This window comes from Aeromonas sp. DNRA1, from assembly GCF_963888745.1.
Classification (GTDB): domain Bacteria; phylum Pseudomonadota; class Gammaproteobacteria; order Enterobacterales; family Aeromonadaceae; genus Aeromonas; species Aeromonas hydrophila.
Genome location: NZ_CAWPKQ010000006.1, coordinates 247,756 through 259,979, shown reverse-complemented (window position 1 = coordinate 259,979; position 12,224 = coordinate 247,756). Strand labels below are relative to the sequence as shown.

Genomic DNA, 12,224 nt, shown 5'->3' with positions numbered 1-12,224 from the left:
ACACAGATTGCTTGATTCAAATTGTTAAAGAGCGACGCAGCTTTTGCTGCTGCGGGAGTGGCATTCTACTCAACCGCCTTCTCGAGTCAAGCCTTATTTACAAAGGCTTTTCGAGGCTACCGACTCGGCTTTCTGCGTTGCCGCTTGCCGTGTCGATGGAGGCGCATTATAGGGAGTGAATTAGTTCTGGCAAGCAGATAATTGCAAAAAGATGGCTTTCATCATTCAACCGCTCACAAAGCCACCAAAAAGCATTTAAAACCAGCAAAATCAGCCCACGGTGGGGACTGCTACGGCAAAATCATGCAGATTGTCATAGATGGCATCGGCCAGCTCGACACCAGCATCCGTTACCGGCTTGCCCGTTCTGACCATGATCTTGTGACCAACCCCGGCATTGATGGCAGCTTTTAGATCGGAAGGCTTGTCACCCACCATATAAGAGCGGCTCATATCGATGTTCAGTTCTTGCTTGGCAAGCAGCAACATTCCCGGTTCTGGTTTGCGGCAGTCACAGGGAGCACCATGCTCCGGATGATGCGGGCAGAAGTAGATACCATCGAGATCCACGTCGCGATCGGCCAATGACCAATCCATCCACTCGGTCAGATTCATGAAATCATCTTCGCTGAAATAACCGCGGGCGATACCAGACTGGTTGGTGACAACGACCAGCAGATACCCTTTCTTCTTCATCAGCTGCAGGGCTTCGATGACCCCGGGCAAAAAGTGGAAGTCATCTACCTTGCTGACATAACCGGTGTCTTCGTTGATGACACCATCACGATCCAGAAAAATGGCTGGTTTGCTCACAGAAACGACCTCTATCAATGATTTCGCAAAGTATCTCACAGGCCATTTAAAGCCCCAAAAGTAAAAGGGGTGGCCGAAGCCACCCCTTTCATGTGCGTATTTAAAGTATCGATTAAGCGATAACTTTAGCTACAACACCAGCACCTACGGTACGGCCACCTTCACGGATGGCGAAACGCAGGCCGTCGTCCATCGCGATCGGTGCAATCAGGGTAACAACCATCTTGATGTTGTCGCCCGGCATTACCATCTCTACGCCTTCCGGCAGCTCGATGGTACCGGTCACGTCGGTAGTACGGAAGTAGAACTGCGGACGGTAGCCTTTGAAGAACGGGGTATGACGACCACCTTCTTCTTTGGACAGCACGTACACTTCAGATTCAAACTTGGTGTGCGGCTTGATGGTGCCCGGCTTGGCCAGTACCTGACCACGCTCTACGTCTTCACGCTTCACGCCACGCAGCAGTGCACCGATGTTCTCGCCTGCACGACCTTCGTCCAACAGCTTACGGAACATTTCAACGCCGGTACAGGTGGTCTTGGTGGTATCTTTGATACCAACGATTTCCACTTCTTCACCAACTTTGACGATACCGCGCTCTACACGACCGGTTACTACGGTACCACGGCCAGCGATGGAGAATACGTCTTCGATAGGCATCAGGAACGGCAGGTCGATTGCACGCTCCGGCTCCGGAATGTAGGTGTCCAGGTGGCCAGCCAGTTCCAGGATCTTCTCTTCCCACTGAGCTTCGCCTTCCAGCGCTTTCAGTGCGGAACCACGGACTACCGGCAGGTCATCACCCGGGAAGTCGTACTCGGACAGCAGTTCGCGAACTTCCATCTCGACCAGTTCCAGCAGCTCTTCGTCATCTACCATGTCACACTTGTTCATGAACACGATGATGTACGGAACGCCTACCTGACGACCCAGCAGGATGTGCTCACGAGTCTGCGGCATCGGGCCGTCAGTCGCTGCTACTACCAGGATCGCGCCGTCCATCTGGGCAGCACCGGTGATCATGTTTTTAACGTAGTCGGCGTGACCCGGGCAATCTACGTGGGCGTAGTGACGGGTAGCGGTGTCATATTCTACGTGGGAGGTGTTGATGGTGATACCACGCTCACGCTCTTCCGGTGCCTTGTCGATCTGGTCGAAGGCGAAAGCCTTACCACCGAAGTGCTTGGCCAGCACGTTGGTGATAGCGGCAGTCAGGGTGGTTTTACCGTGGTCAACGTGGCCGATGGTACCGACGTTTACGTGCGGTTTATTACGCTCAAATTTTTCTTTAGACACGACGTAGTCCTTCTAGGTTAAACCCGCCTACCGTCGTAGGCGGGGAATCTTAAATTACTTGGATTTGCGCTCTTCGATCACGGCCTGGGCGACGTTGGTCGGTGCATCGTGATACTTGGCGAATTCCATGGCGTAGGAAGCACGACCCTGGGTAGCAGAACGCAGGGCGGTAGCGTAACCGAACATCTCGGCAAGCGGCACCAGGGCACGAACGATCTTGCCGGACGGGCCATCTTCCATACCTTCGATCAGGCCACGACGACGGTTCAGGTCACCGATCACGTCGCCCATGTAGTCTTCCGGAGTCTCGACTTCTACTTTCATGATCGGTTCGAGCAGAACCGGGTTGGCCTTCATGAAGCCAGCCTTAAAGGCCATGGAAGCAGCGATCTTGAACGCCAGTTCGGAAGAGTCGACATCGTGGTAGGAACCGAAGTGCAGACGCACGCCCAGATCCATTACCGGATAACCTGCCAGCGGGCCGGACTTCAGCTGCTCGCGGATACCCTTGTCAACACCCGGGATGAACTCACCAGGAATGACGCCGCCCTTGATGTCGTTGACGAATTCGTAGGCTTTGCCTTCTTCCAGCGGGTACATGTCGATCACAACGTGACCGTACTGACCACGACCACCGGACTGCTTGGCGTGCTTACCTTCGATATCCTTGACGGTGTTACGAATGGTTTCACGGTAGGCAACCTGCGGCTTACCTACGTTCGCTTCTACCTTGAACTCGCGACGCATACGGTCAACGATGATGTCCAGGTGCAGCTCACCCATACCGGCGATGATGGTTTGGCCAGACTCTTCGTCAGTCCATACGCGGAAGGACGGGTCTTCCTGAGCCAGACGGCCCAGAGCCAGGCCCATCTTCTCTTGGTCAGCCTTGGTTTTCGGCTCAACTGCGATGGAGATTACCGGTTCCGGGAATTCCATACGCTCGAGGATGATCGGCGCTTTTTCGTCACACAGGGTGTCACCGGTGGTCACGTCTTTCAGACCGATGGCGGCAGCGATGTCGCCTGCGCGAACTTCTTTGATCTCTTCACGCTTGTTGGCGTGCATCTGAACGATACGGCCAAAACGCTCGCGCTTCTCTTTAACGGAGTTCAGCACGGAGTCACCGGAGTTAACCACACCGGAGTAAACGCGGAAGAAGGTCAGGTTGCCTACGAACGGGTCGGTAGCAATCTTGAATGCCAGAGCAGCAAACGGCTCGTCATCAGAAGCATGACGCTCGTCTTTGGTCTCGCCATCCAGCTTCAGACCGTCGATGGCTGCTACGTCGGTCGGCGCCGGCAGATAGTCAACCACGGCATCCAGCATGGCCTGTACGCCCTTGTTCTTGAACGCGGAGCCACAGGTAACCAGGATGATTTCGTTGTTCAGAACGCGCTGACGAAGAGCTTTCTTGATCTCTTCCTCGGTCAGTTCTTCACCACCCAGGTATTTTTCCATCAGGTCTTCAGACGCTTCAGCAGCGGCTTCAACCAGGGTCATGCGCATCTCTTGCGCTTTTTCCAGCAGCTCAGCCGGGACGTCTTCGTAATCGAAGGATACACCCTGGTCAGCTTCGCTCCAGTTGATGGCTTTCATCTTGACCAGGTCGATAACGCCCTTGAAGTTCTCTTCTGAACCGATGTTCAGTTGCAGCGGAACCGGGTTACCTTTCAGACGGGTCTTGATGTGCTCAACGCAGCGCAGGAAGTTGGCACCGGTACGGTCCATCTTGTTGACGAACGCGATACGGGGAACCTTGTACTTGTTAGCCTGACGCCATACGGTTTCAGACTGTGGCTGAACGCCACCTACGGCACAGTACACCATCACGGCGCCGTCCAGAACACGCATGGAACGCTCTACTTCGATAGTAAAGTCAACGTGGCCCGGGGTATCGATGATGTTGATACGGTGCGGTTGGAACTGTTTGCCCATACCGGACCAGAAAGCGGTGGTCGCGGCGGAGGTGATGGTGATACCACGCTCTTGTTCCTGTTCCATCCAGTCCATGGTGGCAGCGCCATCGTGAACTTCACCGATCTTGTGACTTACACCGGTGTAAAACAGAACGCGCTCGGTAGTAGTAGTCTTACCGGCGTCGATGTGAGCGGAGATACCGATATTACGATAACGCTCAATGGGGGTTGTACGAGCCATTGTCATCCTCTTACTAGGGCACTTGTCCCCAGATAATTAAAGGTGCGCAGAGCCAAAAGACCCTGCGCAAGCGGATTACCAGCGGAAGTGAGCGAAAGCCTTGTTCGCTTCAGCCATACGGTGTACGTCTTCACGTTTCTTGACAGACGAACCCTTATTGTCAGCGGCATCCAGCAGCTCGCCAGCCAAACGCTGAGCCATTGATTTTTCACCACGTTTACGAGCGGCATCAACCAACCAGCGCATTGCCAGGGCATTGCGGCGAACCGGACGAACTTCTACCGGTACCTGATAGGTTGCACCACCGACACGACGAGATTTAACCTCGACGGCCGGACGAATGTTGTCCAGGGCTTCTTCGAATACGGCCAGGTGCTCTTTGCCAGTCTTGGTGGCAATGATGTCCAGCGCGCCATATACGATGGCTTCGGAAACAGATTTCTTACCGTCAACCATTACTACGTTGACAAATTTAGCCAGCAGCTCTGATCCGAACTTGGGATCCGGCAGGATTTTACGCTGACCAACAACACGACGTCTTGGCATTTCAAATTCTCCGTAACTTCAGGGGTTACCCAAAACTAGAAAGTTATCTAACTAGAAACGAATTAACGTTTGGCCTTACTTAACGGAGAACCATTAAGCTTTCGGGCGCTTCACGCCATACTTGGAGCGAGCCTGCTTACGGTCTTTAACACCGGCACAGTCCAACGCACCACGAACGGTGTGATAACGAACACCTGGCAAGTCTTTTACACGACCGCCACGGATCAGAACAACAGAGTGCTCTTGCAGGTTGTGACCTTCACCGCCGATGTAGGAGGTGACTTCGAAGCCGTTGGTCAGACGTACACGGCATACTTTACGCAGTGCAGAGTTAGGCTTCTTCGGGGTGGTGGTGTATACACGGGTGCACACGCCACGCTTCTGAGGGCACGCTTCCAGCGCCGGCACGTTGCTTTTCACAACGAGCTTGATGCGTGGCTTGCGAACCAACTGGTTAATAGTTGCCATCAAAAGGCTCCTGATAATGACTTCATAAACATGTGAAAAATCCTCCCCGCAGATACGGGGACGCGAAATTTTATGCCCTGTTGTCAAGGGAGTCAAGATTTATACAATCCGAGCCAGGAAAGGCAGTGAGGGAGCCTTGGCAAATATCGGTAACCGTCTGAAATGGTTATATAAAACTGGCAGTTAGCCAGCCCAGGTCTGCGGCGAGCCTTTTTCCGCAATCAGGACCACCAAGCCGGCCATGTCCAGATCCAACCCGATCCGTTGTTGCAACCCCCTAGCCTGCAGGTCTTCCCGCATGACATAGAGCGGCACTCCAGCCAACCGCGCACACCACTGAGGGGCCGTGGCAGCGACGACGGCATCCTGCATCAGCACCAACACATCCTCCGGCTGGCGGTAGGTCAGCGCCTGCTCCAGGTCCTGGCTCTGGAAGGGAGAGGTCAATATCAGCTGTATCATGGTCACCTCAAAAGCAGATATGGGTAGCACAGGCATCCCACTGGTGCCGGATGTCGGTGCGGGACAGACCGGTCACGGGGATCAGCAGGTCAGCCACCGTCAGGCCACGCTCGGCCAGCGAGTCGGTGCACACATAGACCTCCTCAATGTCATAGAGCTCGAGCAGTTTGAAGGTCGGCGCATAGTGACGCTGCAAGATGGCCTGCGGCTGCTGCTCCTTGAGCAGTTGCAGCACACCATCCCCGATGAGGAACAGGGCCAGCGACTCGGTCATGGCCGAAGTGGCCAGCAGGGCATCCAGACCTTCCCGCCCGGCGGCAGTACCGTGCGGTCCACGCCGGCAAATAAACGCTATCTTGTGCATGGCTGCCTCTTAAAACTGGACGAATCGATCGGCGGTCAGGCTGGCCTCCGCCAGCTGACCCAGGCCACTCAGGCAAAATGGCGGCTCCAGGTTGAAGTGTGCCCTGCCCAGCCCCTTGGCCTCCTGCTCATCCAGCACACCGCGCCGCATGGCGGCAGCGACGCACACATCGATACGGATCCCTTGCTGGTTGGCCAATTCACGCCACAGGGCGACCAGGTTGCTCTCATCGGAGGCGGGAGCATGCAGCCCGTTACCGTTGTAGACCCCATCCTGGTAGAAGAACAGGTGAGACAAGCAATGGCCCTGCTCGATGAGGCTCAAGGCAAAACGATAGGCGGTGCTGGCCGACTGGGTGCCATAGGCGGGCCCCGTTACCAGCAGGGCAAAATTCAGACTCATATCCGGACTCCTGCGCATGTGTTCGTCCATTCTACGCCAAACACAAAAAAGCCCCTCCTGGGAGGGGCTCTTCGTGCAGCCTTGGATCAGACGTAAGCGATGGCTTCGACTTCAACCAGCACATCCTTCGGCAGACGCGCCACTTCCACGCAGGAGCGGGCAGGAGCGGCGTCACCGAAGTAACGGGCATAAACCTGGTTGAAGGCAACAAAGTTGTTCATGTCGCTGAGGAAACAGGTGGTCTTCAATACCTTGCCGGTATCGGCTCCCGCTTCTTTCAATACTGCAACCAGGTTCTTCATCACCTGCTCGGCCTGCGCTTCGATACCGCCAGCCACTATCTCCATGGTGGCCGGATCGAGCGGGATCTGCCCGGAGGTGAAGACCAGCTCGCCCAGTTTGGTGGCCTGAACATACGGGCCAATTGCGGCAGGCGCCTTGTCGGTTGCAATAACTTCTTTAGCCATTCTTGTCTATCCCCTTCTATGGCGCTTACTCGTTTTCGTCTTCACCCTGCTTGCGCTGTCGGATGTACAGATAAACGGTATGTTTGGAAATGTTCAGCTTGTCGGCGACCAGGTTGATCGAGTCCTTGATATCAAATATGCCCTTCTCGAACAGCTGGGTCACGATAAACCTGTTTTTAGCGTTGTTGGCAACGGTTGGATCGCGGTTGATCTCGTCGATGGTATTGTCCACCGTCTGGGCAACCAGCTCTTCCACACTGTTGGCAAAGGTCTCCGGCGACTGACGCTCGACTTGTTGCGGTGTCGGGAAAAATTCGGCGACGAACTCGTGAAAAGGCGCGTTGATATGCAGGTTGATACAGATGAGGCCGATCACCTGCTTGTCGCTGTTCCTGATGGCGATGGTACTCGACTTCATCAGGGCACCGGTACGGCTGCGAGCAAAATAGCTCTGGGTGTAATCCTGGCCGGTATTCTCGATGTCCTTGAGCATACGCAGCGCGAGATCGGTAATGGGGGCCCCCTCATTCCGTCCCGTATTGAACCCGTTGGCAATCTTGATCACGGACTCGTGCAGATTTTCCAGGGAGTGAAGCACCACTTCACAGTGCTTGCCGAACAACTCGGCCAAGCCATCGATCAGCCCATCGTATGAGCGCAACAATTCCCTGTCTTCGTCTGTAAAAGTGCGACCGATCAGTTGCTCTTCGGGAAGCATCACTTCCTCGATACCGACAGTCATGTTCTACCCCTGTAATACCCATTCAACTTTCCCGAGTTTTCAGTTGCGAGAGTGCAATGTCAACTTTTTTTGATTTTTTACTCTGCAACCTTGCTCTGGATCATCCGAATATCCGCGTGGCGTCTGGCTTTGACGAGAAAATCGACAATAAAAAAGGGCCCCATGAAGGGGCCCTTTTCATTCACTACAGCGGAAGATTACTCTTCGTCAAAACTGCCGGCTGCATTGAGCAGATCCGCCAGGTTTTGCTGAGCTTCATCGGCAGTCACCTGCGGTACGCCAACAGCACGGGCTGCGGCGGCACGCTGGTTGATCCGGCCGTGGTGGTAGGCAAAGCCGGTACCAGCCGGGATCAGACGACCCACGATCACGTTCTCTTTCAGGCCACGCAGTTCATCACGCTTGCCGCCAACGGCTGCTTCGGTCAGAACACGGGTGGTTTCCTGGAAGGAAGCCGCGGAGATGAAGGACTCGGTGCTCAGAGATGCCTTGGTAATACCCATCAGGATGTGACGGAAGGTGGCCGGGGTCTTGCCCTCAGCAACCAGCTTACGGTTGGCAATCTTCACGCGAGCCACTTCAACCTGTTCGCCTTCGATCAGGTCGGTGTCGCCAGCGCTCAGGATCTCGCACTTGCGCAGCATCTGACGCACGATGACTTCGATGTGCTTGTCGTTGATCTTAACGCCTTGCAGACGGTAAACGTCCTGCACTTCGTTGGCGATGTAGTTGGCGACCGGGCTGATACCGCGCAGACGCAGAATGTCGTGAGCAGACTCAGGACCGTCCGCCAGCACTTCACCCTTCTCAACTTTTTCACCTTCGAACACGTTCAGGTTACGCCACTTCGGAATCATCTCCTCGTAGACATCGCCACCATCGGTCGGGGTGATGACCAGACGGCGTTTGCCCTTGGTCTCTTTCCCGAAGGAGATGGTACCGGAGATCTCGGCCAGAATTGCCGGTTCCTTCGGTTGACGTGCTTCGAACAGATCCGCAACGCGCGGCAGACCACCGGTGATGTCCTTGGTACCGCCGGACTCTTGCGGGATACGCGCTACCGCGTCACCCACGCCCACGTTGGCACCATCTTCCAGGTTCACGATCGCCTTGCCCGGCAGGAAGTACTGGGCGGCTACATCGGTACCCGGGATCATCACGTCCTTGCCGTTCAGGTCGACCAGTTTAACGGTCGGACGCATCTCTTTACCGGCACTCGGACGCTCGTTGACATCCAGCACGACGATGGAGGAGAGACCGGTCAGCTCGTCGGTCTGACGAGTAATGGTCACGCCATCGATCATGTGTTCGAAGTGCAGGCGACCTGCCACTTCGGTGATGATCGGGTGAGTGTGCGGATCCCAGTTGGCGACGGTTTCACCAGCGTTCACGGCCTGGCCATCTTTCACTTCCAGCACGGAACCGTAAGGCAGCTTGTGGCTTTCCTTGGTACGGCCCATCTCGTCCATGATGGTCAGTTCGGTAGAACGGGAGGTGATAACCAGTTTGTCGTCACTGTTGTGAACGAACTTGGCGTTCTGCAGCTTGATGCTACCGGTGTTCTTGACCTGGATGCTGCTCTCGGCAGCGGCACGGGATGCGGCACCACCGATGTGGAAGGTACGCATCGTCAGCTGGGTACCCGGTTCACCGATGGACTGGGCGGCGATAACACCGACAGCCTCACCCTTGTTAACCAGGTGACCACGGGCCAGATCACGGCCGTAGCAGTGAGCACAGTTACCGAAGTCGGTCTCACAGGTGATGGCAGAACGTACCTTCACGCGGTCAACGGAGTTGCGCTCCAGCAGGTCACACAGCTGCTCGTCGAGCAGGGTGTTGCGTGCTACCAGCACTTCGTCTTCAGTACCCGGCTTGATCACGTCATCGGCAACCACACGGCCCAGCACGCGCTCACGCAGCGGTTCCACCACGTCGCCACCTTCGATCAGCGGAGTCATCCACAGACCTTCGGTAGTGCCGCAATCGTCCTCGGTGATCACCATGTCCTGTGCCACGTCAACCAGACGACGAGTCAGGTAACCGGAGTTCGCAGTCTTCAGTGCGGTATCCGCCAGACCCTTACGAGCACCGTGAGTGGAGATGAAGTACTGCAGTACGTTCAGACCTTCGCGGAAGTTCGCGACGATCGGGGTTTCGATGATGGAACCATCCGGCTTGGCCATCAGGCCACGCATACCGGCCAGCTGACGGATCTGGGCTGCGGAACCCCGCGCACCAGAGTCGGCCATCATGAAGATGCTGTTGAACGAGGCCTGCTCTTCTTCTTCACCCAGCGAGTTGACGTTACGCTCTTTGGACAAGTTCTCCATCATGGCCTTGGAGACGCGCTCGTTGGCGCTGGCCCAGATATCGATAACCTTGTTGTAGCGTTCGCCCGCGGTCACCAGACCGGACAGGAACTGGTCCTGGATCTCGGCAACTTCGGCTTCTGCAGCGGCGATGATGTCTTTCTTGGCATCCGGGATGACCATGTCATCGATACCAACGGAAGCACCGGACAGGGCCGCATAGTGGAAACCGGTATACATCAGCTGGTCAGCGAAGATGACGGTGTCCTTCAGGCCCTGCTTGCGATAGCAGGTGTTCAGCAGACGGGAGATGAGCTTTTTGCCCAGCGCCTTGTTGGATACGGATTTGATCCAGTTCTGCGGGTTGGCATCCAGGTCAGCCTGCTCTGCAGCAGTCAGCACCTTCGGCTCGTCGATCAGCGCGTATTCCATGCCTTTCGGCAGGATCAGGCTCAGGATCGCACGACCAACGGTGGTGTTCTTCATCTCGGTGTGAGCACGCAGCGAACCGTCTTCCTGACGCAGGTATTCGGTGATGCGAACTTTCACGCGAGCATGCAGATCGGCCAGACCGGCGCGGTACACTTTCTCGGCTTCTTTCGGGCCGGACAGCACCATACCTTCGCCCTTGGCGTTGATACGAGCGCGGGTCATGTAGTACAGACCCAAGACCACGTCCTGAGACGGAACGATGATCGGCTCACCGGAAGCAGGCGACAGGATGTTGTTGGTGGACATCATCAGCGCGCGCGCTTCCAGCTGGGCTTCCAGGGTCAGCGGTACGTGGACCGCCATCTGGTCACCGTCGAAGTCCGCGTTATAGGCGGCACAGACGAGCGGGTGCAGCTGGATGGCCTTGCCTTCGATCAGGGTCGGTTCAAACGCCTGGATACCCAGACGGTGCAGGGTCGGTGCACGGTTCAGCAGAACCGGATGTTCGCGGATCACTTCGTCCAGGATGTCCCAAACGACAGCTTCTTCGCGCTCCACCATCTTCTTGGCGGCCTTGATGGTGGTCGCCAGACCGCGGGATTCCAGCTTGCCATAGATGAAGGGCTTGAACAGCTCCAGCGCCATCTTCTTCGGCAGACCGCACTGATGCAGACGCAGAGTCGGACCTACGGTGATAACGGAACGACCGGAGTAGTCGACACGCTTACCGAGCAGGTTCTGACGGAAACGACCTTGCTTACCCTTGATCATGTCGGCCAAGGATTTCAGCGGGCGCTTGTTGGAGCCAGTGATGGCACGACCACGACGGCCGTTGTCCAGCAGGGCATCGACGGACTCTTGCAGCATGCGCTTTTCGTTGCGCACGATGATGTCCGGAGCAGCCAGATCCAGCAGGCGCTTCAAGCGGTTGTTACGGTTGATCACGCGACGGTACAGATCGTTCAGATCGGAGGTCGCGAAACGGCCGCCGTCCAGCGGTACCAGCGGACGCAGGTCCGGCGGCAGCACGGGCAGCACTGTCATGATCATCCACTCCGGCTTGTTGCCGGACTGCAGGAAGGCTTCCATCAGCTTCAGGCGCTTGGTGGTCTTCTTGCGCTTGGTCTCGGAGTTGGTCTGATCCAGCTCTTCGCGCATGGTGCGCACTTCGCCTTCCAGATCGATGGCGCGCAGCAATGCCAGGATTGCTTCGGCACCCATCTTGGCGTCGAATTCGTCGCCCCACTCTTCCAGTGCGTCCAGGTACTGCTCTTCGGACAGCATCTGGCTGCGCTCGAGGTTGGTCATGCCGGGTTCGATCACTACATAGGATTCGAAATACAGCACGCGCTCGATGTCACGCAGGGTCATGTCCAGCAGCAGACCGATACGGGACGGCAGGGACTTCAGGAACCAAATGTGGGCAGTCGGGCTGGCCAGCTCGATGTGGCCCATACGCTCACGACGGACCTTGGTCTGGGTCACTTCTACGCCGCACTTCTCACAGATCACACCACGGTGTTTCAGGCGCTTGTACTTGCCGCACAGACACTCGTAGTCCTTCACCGGTCCGAAGATACGGGCGCAGAACAGACCATCACGTTCCGGCTTGAAAGTCCGGTAGTTGATGGTCTCAGGCTTTTTGACCTCACCGAATGACCAGGAGCGGATCATGTCAGGAGAGGCCAGACCGATCTTGATACTGTCAAACTCTTCGGTCTTGGTCTGAGCCTTCAAAAACTTGAGTAAGTCTTTCACG

General features: G+C 56.1%; 11 protein-coding genes. All 11 read right to left on the bottom strand.

The window, feature by feature from the left end; all coding sequences use genetic code 11:
* Positions 1-270: 270 nt before the first annotated feature.
* A complete protein-coding gene (gene gmhB / locus AACQ43_RS19255) occupies positions 271-813 on the bottom strand; it encodes a D-glycero-beta-D-manno-heptose 1,7-bisphosphate 7-phosphatase (RefSeq protein WP_168968340.1) in 543 nt (180 codons plus the stop codon).
* Positions 814-925: 112 nt separating this feature from the next.
* Positions 926-2,110: an elongation factor Tu gene (gene tuf, locus AACQ43_RS19250; RefSeq protein ID WP_011707694.1), complete on the bottom strand. Its 1,185-nt coding sequence runs from the start codon at positions 2,108-2,110 to the stop codon at positions 926-928.
* Positions 2,111-2,164: 54 nt separating this feature from the next.
* Entirely contained in the window at positions 2,165-4,270 is a 2,106-nt protein-coding gene (gene fusA, locus AACQ43_RS19245) for an elongation factor G (protein ID WP_011707695.1), read from the bottom strand.
* A 75-nt stretch (positions 4,271-4,345) separates the two neighbouring features.
* On the bottom strand, positions 4,346-4,816 hold the full coding sequence (rpsG, locus tag AACQ43_RS19240; protein ID WP_005306266.1) for a 30S ribosomal protein S7: 471 nt from the start codon (positions 4,814-4,816) through the stop codon (positions 4,346-4,348).
* 93 nt (positions 4,817-4,909) lie between these two features.
* Positions 4,910-5,284, bottom strand: a complete 375-nt coding sequence (gene rpsL / locus AACQ43_RS19235) for a 30S ribosomal protein S12 (RefSeq protein ID WP_005306278.1) — start codon at positions 5,282-5,284, stop codon at positions 4,910-4,912.
* 183 nt (positions 5,285-5,467) lie between these two features.
* A complete protein-coding gene (gene tusB, locus AACQ43_RS19230) occupies positions 5,468-5,746 on the bottom strand; it encodes a sulfurtransferase complex subunit TusB (RefSeq protein WP_168968338.1) in 279 nt (92 codons plus the stop codon).
* Positions 5,747-5,753: 7 nt separating this feature from the next.
* Positions 5,754-6,110 carry a sulfurtransferase complex subunit TusC gene (tusC, locus tag AACQ43_RS19225; RefSeq protein ID WP_168968335.1) on the bottom strand — a complete coding sequence of 119 codons (357 nt, stop codon included), beginning with the start codon at positions 6,108-6,110 and terminating at the stop codon, positions 5,754-5,756.
* A 9-nt stretch (positions 6,111-6,119) separates the two neighbouring features.
* Complete coding sequence (tusD, locus tag AACQ43_RS19220; RefSeq protein ID WP_168968333.1) at positions 6,120-6,512, bottom strand: sulfurtransferase complex subunit TusD; 393 nt, start codon at positions 6,510-6,512, stop codon at positions 6,120-6,122.
* 86 nt (positions 6,513-6,598) lie between these two features.
* Positions 6,599-6,979: a RidA family protein gene (locus tag AACQ43_RS19215; protein WP_011707699.1), complete on the bottom strand. Its 381-nt coding sequence runs from the start codon at positions 6,977-6,979 to the stop codon at positions 6,599-6,601.
* A 25-nt stretch (positions 6,980-7,004) separates the two neighbouring features.
* Positions 7,005-7,721 (bottom strand): helix-turn-helix transcriptional regulator, encoded by a 717-nt coding sequence (locus tag AACQ43_RS19210; protein WP_005306294.1) that lies wholly within the window; start codon positions 7,719-7,721, stop codon positions 7,005-7,007.
* Positions 7,722-7,918: 197 nt separating this feature from the next.
* The gene (rpoC, locus tag AACQ43_RS19205; protein WP_011707700.1) at positions 7,919-12,223 is read right to left on the bottom strand and encodes a DNA-directed RNA polymerase subunit beta'; all 4,305 of its coding nucleotides are present in this window, start codon (positions 12,221-12,223) and stop codon (positions 7,919-7,921) included.
* Position 12,224 lies beyond the last annotated feature (1 nt).

Excerpts from the sequence above, each read along its gene's own strand:
- tusD (WP_168968333.1), bottom strand. The coding sequence starts at position 6,512 with ATGAGTCTGAATTTTGCCCTGCTGGTAACGGGGCCCGCCTATGGCACC.
- rpsG (WP_005306266.1), bottom strand. The coding sequence starts at position 4,816 with ATGCCAAGACGTCGTGTTGTTGGTCAGCGTAAAATCCTGCCGGATCCC.
- AACQ43_RS19215 (WP_011707699.1), bottom strand. The coding sequence starts at position 6,979 with ATGGCTAAAGAAGTTATTGCAACCGACAAGGCGCCTGCCGCAATTGGC.
- tusC (WP_168968335.1), bottom strand. The coding sequence starts at position 6,110 with ATGCACAAGATAGCGTTTATTTGCCGGCGTGGACCGCACGGTACTGCC.
- rpsL (WP_005306278.1), bottom strand. The coding sequence starts at position 5,284 with ATGGCAACTATTAACCAGTTGGTTCGCAAGCCACGCATCAAGCTCGTT.
- fusA (WP_011707695.1), bottom strand. The coding sequence starts at position 4,270 with ATGGCTCGTACAACCCCCATTGAGCGTTATCGTAATATCGGTATCTCC.
- tusB (WP_168968338.1), bottom strand. The coding sequence starts at position 5,746 with ATGATACAGCTGATATTGACCTCTCCCTTCCAGAGCCAGGACCTGGAG.
- AACQ43_RS19210 (WP_005306294.1), bottom strand. The coding sequence starts at position 7,721 with ATGACTGTCGGTATCGAGGAAGTGATGCTTCCCGAAGAGCAACTGATC.